The sequence below is a fragment of the Actinomadura sp. KC345 genome, from assembly GCF_004348515.1.
Lineage (GTDB): Bacteria > Actinomycetota > Actinomycetes > Streptosporangiales > Streptosporangiaceae > Spirillospora.
This window is the reverse complement of the sequence record NZ_SMKH01000466.1, coordinates 1-3,998: the sequence shown is the minus strand read 5'-3', so window position 1 is coordinate 3,998 and position 3,998 is coordinate 1. Positions and strand designations below refer to the sequence as shown.

Annotated in this window: 5 protein-coding genes and 1 pseudogene; 3 read left to right on the top strand and 3 right to left on the bottom strand. The window is 78.1% G+C overall.

Translation table 11 applies throughout. From position 1 onward, the window contains the following. Positions 1 to 11 precede the first annotated feature (11 nt). From E1281_RS38210 to E1281_RS42400, 3 genes and pseudogenes are all read left to right on the top strand, one after another. Positions 12 to 1,034, top strand: coding sequence for an iron-containing redox enzyme family protein (locus tag E1281_RS38210; RefSeq protein WP_131884580.1), 1,023 nt, complete (start codon positions 12 to 14; stop codon positions 1,032 to 1,034). Positions 1,035 to 1,046: 12 nt separating this feature from the next. Further along, a complete protein-coding gene (locus E1281_RS38205; RefSeq protein WP_131884579.1) occupies positions 1,047 to 1,772 on the top strand; it encodes a HemK2/MTQ2 family protein methyltransferase in 726 nt (241 codons plus the stop codon). Between the two features lie 91 nt (positions 1,773 to 1,863). Beyond that, positions 1,864 to 2,031, top strand: a pseudogene (locus tag E1281_RS42400) (CDGSH iron-sulfur domain-containing protein); the annotation flags it as partial. Positions 2,032 to 2,154: 123 nt separating this feature from the next. On the opposite strand, the gene E1281_RS38195 reads toward E1281_RS42400, so the two are convergent. From E1281_RS38195 to E1281_RS38185, 3 genes are all read right to left on the bottom strand, one after another. Further along, complete coding sequence (locus tag E1281_RS38195) at positions 2,155 to 2,403, bottom strand: hypothetical protein (protein ID WP_131884577.1); 249 nt, start codon at positions 2,401 to 2,403, stop codon at positions 2,155 to 2,157. A gap of 55 nt (positions 2,404 to 2,458) precedes the next feature. Beyond that, a complete protein-coding gene (locus tag E1281_RS38190) occupies positions 2,459 to 3,523 on the bottom strand; it encodes an NAD-dependent epimerase/dehydratase family protein (protein WP_131884576.1) in 1,065 nt (354 codons plus the stop codon). Positions 3,524 to 3,647: 124 nt separating this feature from the next. Further along, on the bottom strand, positions 3,648 to 3,998 hold a 351-nt coding region (locus E1281_RS38185), incomplete at its 5' end, for a methylated-DNA--[protein]-cysteine S-methyltransferase (RefSeq protein ID WP_131884575.1).

The following is a 3,998-nucleotide window of genomic DNA, read 5'->3' as shown; positions in this document are numbered from 1 at the left end:
CCCGCGGGCCGCTGTCACGGACCGTCGCGCGGGCCCTGGCCGCCGGCCCCCCGCCCGGCCCCGCGCAGCACGCCACCGGGCACGCGGCGGGCGAGGCCGTGCGGCGGGCGCGGGCGGCCGACCCCTACGGCGAGGACCTGCAGCTGGCCCTGCACACCTGCTACGAGCTGCACTACCGCGGGTTCACCGGCGTGGACCCGGACTGGGAGTGGGACCCGGCGCTGCTGCGGCTGCGCGCGGCGATGGAGGAGGCGTTCCTGGCGGCGCTGCGCCGCGACGTCCCGGGCGGGACCGACGTGGAGGGCGCCCTGGGGGAGCTGCTGACCGAGCCGGTCGACGCGTCCGGCGTCACCCATCACCTGCGCGACGAGGGCGAGTGGTGGCAGCTGCTGGAGCACGCGGCGCTGCGGTCGGTGTACCACTTGAAGGAGGCCGACCCGCACGCCTGGGTCGTGCCGAGGCTGCGGGGCCGCGCCAAGACGGCGCTGGTGGCGGTCGAGCACGACGAGTTCGGCGGCGGCCGCCCGGAGATGATCCACCAGGGCCTGTACGCCGGCCTGCTGGACGACCTGGGCCTGGACGCCTCCTACGGCGCCCACGTGGACGCGGCGCCGGCGGTGATGCTGGCGACGGTGAACATGATGTCGCTGTTCGGGCTGCGGCGCTCGCTGCGGGGCGCGCTGGTCGGCCATTTCGCGGCGGCGGAGATCACCACCGCGCCGTCCGCGCGGCGGATGGCGCGGGCGCTGGAGCGGCTGGGCGCCGGGCCCCGCGCGGTGCTGTTCTACACCGAGCACATCGAGGCCGACGCCGTCCACGAGCAGGTGCTGCGCCACGACGTGATCGGCGGCCTGCTGGAGGACGAGCCGGGCCTGGCGGCGGACGTGGTCCTGGGCGTGCAGGCGACGGGGCTGCTGGAGGACCGGCTGGCGGCGCATCTGCTGGGAAGCTGGCGCGCCCGGCCGCCGCGCTCGTCCCTGCGCGCACCCGTCGCGGCCCCGGCTGCGGCGGCCGGTCCGGTGACGGGCGAGTAAGGGGGAAACGGGATGCTGCTGCTGAGAACCCCGGGCGTGTACCGCCCGCAGTCCGACACCCGCCTGCTCCTCGGGGCGCTGAGCGCGGCGGGCGTGCCGCGGGGCGCGCGGGTGCTGGAACTCGGCACCGGGACCGGTGCGGTGGCGATGGCCGCCGCGCGCGGCGGCTGCCGCGTCGTCGCCGTCGACCTGTCGGCGCAGGCGGTGCTGGCGGCGCGGCTGAACGCGCTGGTCCGGGGCCTGCCGGTCCGGGTCCTGCGCGGCGACCTGTTCGCGCCGGTGACGGGCGAGCTGTTCGACGTGATCGTCGCCAACCCCCCGTACGTGGCGGGCGACGCCGACCCGGCCGCGGTGCGCGGCCGGGCCCGCGCGTGGGAGGCGGGGCCGGGCGGCCGGGTCCTGCTGGACCGGATCTGCGGGCAGGCGCCGCGGCATCTGGCGCCGTCGGGGACGCTGCTGCTGGTGCACTCGGCCCTGAACGGCGTGGCGGCCACGCTGGTGGCGCTGCGGCGGGCGGGGATGCGGGCCTCGGTGGTGGCGCGCCGCCGCGAGCCGCTGGGCCCGGTGATGCGGGCCCGCGCCGCCGAGCTGCGGGCGCGCGGCCTCCTGGAACCGGGGCAGGCGCACGAGGACCTCGTCGTCGTCCGCGCCGACCGTGCGGGAACCGAAGCCGAGGCCGCCGCCGGAAACGCCGGCGCGGGTCGGGCGGGTGAGGCCCGTGGACGCCGCGCCGCGTGAGCCCGCCGGCCCGCAGGGACCGGATGCGCGCGGATCCGCCGCGCATGGATCCGCTGCGCCGGACGACGCCGCCGAGCCGGATGCGCGGCGGGTGCGGGTGGTCCCGGGCGGGCCGGTCCTGGTGGAGGGGCCGGTCGACGTGGTCCTGGAGGACGGGCGCACCGTGCGGTCGGATCGCTTCCTGGTGGCGCTGTGCGCGTGCCGCCGCAGCCGCTCCTACCCGTTCTGCGACACCAGCCACCGCCGCCGCGTCCGCACCGACGCCCGCGACGCCGATGCCCGCGACGCCGATGCCCGCGACGCCGACACCGGCACCCGGGCGGGGAGAGCGGCTGACCGCTCCCCGGATCACCGGCCGGGGCCGGTGTTCAGGGGCCGGTGATCAGCTGCCGAGGCTTTCCAGGGCGACGTCCAGCCGCTGGGCGAGGCGCTCGATCTGCTCCTCGTTGGCGCCGGTGTCGAGTTCGGCGATCACCGCGTCCCGCGTGGTGATGACCAGCGCCTCCTCGGGGCCGCCGCGGGACGGGTCGCCGGGGACGACGCTGGCCCGTCCGGCGACGACGACGAGCGCGGCGTCGCGGTCGGTGGAGGCCAGCAGGGCGTGCAGGTGGTCGGGAGTGATCGTCGGCATGGTGACCTCCAGGTCGAGGGCGTGCGGCGAGGCGGCGCCGGGGATGCGGGTGCGGTCAGGGTCTGCGGCCGATGCCGGTGGCGAACTCGCGGACGCGGCCCGGCCCGCCGGTCCCGGGGGACAGCGGCGGGGTGTCGCGCCCGGCGCCGGCGCGCAGCCCCTCCAGGAACTCCTCGATGGCCTCGCGGGCGGTGTGCCGGGGCCTCCAGCCGAGCTCGCCGCGGGCCCGCGCGACGTCCATGATCGGGACTTCGAGGGCCAGGTCGAACAGGCCCGGGGAGGCGGGCACCAGGTGCAGCGTCCAGGCGGCGGCGAGCGCGGCCCGCACGCCCCGCGCCGGGACCCGCACGGTGCGGGCGCCGAGGATGCCGGCGAGCTCGGCGGGGTCCAGGACGGGGTCGGCGGCGATGTTGAACGCGCCGCGGGCCTCGCCGGTCACCGCGAGCCGGAACGCCTCACCGGCGTCGGCGGAGTGCAGGGCCTGCAGCCGCAGGCGGGGCAGGTCCGGGACGGCGGGGATCAGGTCGGGGCGGGCGAGCCGGCCGGGCAGCAGCGGCCCGGCGAACAGCCGCCGCTGCTCGGACGCGCTCTGCCGCTCGAAGATGAACCCCGGCCTGATCCGCACGACGCGGCAGCCGGGACGGTTCGCCTCGAACAGGTCCAGGAGCCGCTCGACGTAGGCCTTCTCGCGGCTGTAGGCGGCGCCGGGCCACCCGTGCGTCGGCCACGACTCGTCCACCGCCCGGTCCTTGGGGCCGGGGGAGTAGGCCCCGACGGACGAGGAGTACACCAGGGCGGGCACTCCGGCCTCGGCGGCGGCCTCGAACACCCGTGCGCTCCCGACGACGTTGGCGTCCCAGGTCACCGCCGGGCGGTGGGTGGGCTGGAACAGCCACGCCAGGTGCACCACGGCGTCGGCGCCGCGCATCAGCGGCACCAGGTCGCTGTCGGTGACGTCGGCCTCGGCCCACGCGACCTTGCCGCCGTCGCCCAGGTCGAGGCCGGGGCCGGGCTCACGGCGGGCCAGGCCGGTGATGGCGGTGACGTCAGGGTCCGCGGCGAGCGCGCGGATCGTGCTGGTTCCGATGTTGCCGGTGGCGCCGGTGACGACGACGCGCATGGCGGCCTCCCCCTTGTCGGCGTCCCCGGCGGGGCCGTTCCCGCAGGTGGACGGGACGGCCCCATTCCCGTCTCACGCCGATGTATGCCGCCCGCCCCGGGCCCGGTGTCCCCGCGCCGTGCGGTCAGGCGGGCCGCGGGTCCGCGGGGCGGCAGTGCAGGCACGGCCGGTACCCCGCGGCCCGCGCGGCGGCCAGGTCGCCGAACCCGCGCCGGTGCCCGGGCACGATCCGCCGCGCGTCGCCGCAGGTGGGGTAGCACACGATCCCGGTGGTGTCGCTGCCGACCAGCCGCACGCCGCGCCGCGCCAGCTCGGCGACCTCGTCGACGTCGACGTCCTCGGCGCGCAGCAGCCGCTCCTTGGCCGCCGCGCCGAACACGTAGTCGCCGAGCGCACCGTCCGAGCGGGTGACGCGGTGGCAGGGGATCAGCAGCGGGACGGGGTTGCGGCCCAGCGCCGACCCCGCCGCCCGGAC

Coding starts and splice junctions, on each gene's coding strand:
- E1281_RS38205 (WP_131884579.1), top strand. CDS start 1,047: ATGCTGCTGCTGAGAACCCCGGGCGTGTACCGCCCGCAGTCCGACACC.
- E1281_RS38195 (WP_131884577.1), bottom strand. CDS start 2,403: ATGCCGACGATCACTCCCGACCACCTGCACGCCCTGCTGGCCTCCACC.
- E1281_RS38190 (WP_131884576.1), bottom strand. CDS start 3,523: ATGCGCGTCGTCGTCACCGGCGCCACCGGCAACATCGGAACCAGCACG.